The 851-nt window shown below is 45.8% G+C and carries 2 protein-coding genes; both read right to left on the reverse strand.

What is annotated here, in order from left to right; all coding sequences use genetic code 11:
• On the reverse strand, positions 1-200 hold a 200-nt coding region (locus HMPREF3052_RS09245), incomplete at its 3' end, for a hypothetical protein (protein ID WP_070749601.1).
• Positions 201-214: 14 nt separating this feature from the next.
• The coding region (locus HMPREF3052_RS09250) for a hypothetical protein (protein ID WP_070749602.1) at positions 215-851 on the reverse strand (637 nt) is incomplete at its 5' end.

An 851-nucleotide genomic window follows, 5' to 3' on the forward strand; every position in this document is an offset into this window, starting at 1 on the left:
CCTATCAAACGATTAACCCAAGATGCCTTAGGCAGGACGGGAAACCTTGCCACAATTTCGCCCTCGTAAACCGCCGCAGCCTGCGCCCGAATCTTCCGCTTCGCCTCTTCAACGCTATCAGCAAATACAGATGCCACCCAATATTTACCGCCAAACTTATATTTAAATGTAAATTCTCGCTGCTTTGGATTTTTACTCATTTTCTTTATGCCTTTTATATAATTTCCGCTTGTACCAAGTCCTTGCGGAATTGGTTGTAATTAATCAGGCTGATTCCTGTGTTTTGCTCAAACGGAATCAGGATTTTTTGCATGGCCGTCTGAATAAAATCTTTCAGCCGGTCAAAGTCTGCCAGCACCTTGTAGCCGTCTTGTCGCAATTCAGGGATACTGTTAACAGGCTGAACGGAACTGTTACACTCTGCCACGCGGAAGAAGTGCCAAGCGGCATTTAATACTTCTTCTCGCAATACAGTTTCTTTTTCGTTTATCTTCTTGGCGATGGCTCGCAACGATTCGCCGTTGATGATGTCGAATAACGCCTGAATATAACGTTTTGGGCGCGTGTATAGGCTCGCTGTGTACAGTGCGATTTGTACGCTTGCGCAATACAGGCCTATTTTTGAAACTGTACGTTCTGGGATAATTTCGCCGTATGCTTCCTGATATTCCGTCAAGCGAAGAACAGGCTTCAGAATCTCACGGCGTTGGTTCGGTGATAAGTCGTCTGATTCTGATAGCTGTTCAATCGCTGCCTGTGCTTCGTTGGTCGTCTTGCTCAAGTCGCTATCTGAATAGATACAAGCGACAACACGCATGGCGCGGATAAGTTTCTCAAACACGGTTACACTG

Source organism: Neisseria sp. HMSC056A03, from assembly GCF_001815685.1.
Taxonomy (GTDB): domain Bacteria; phylum Pseudomonadota; class Gammaproteobacteria; order Burkholderiales; family Neisseriaceae; genus Neisseria; species Neisseria subflava.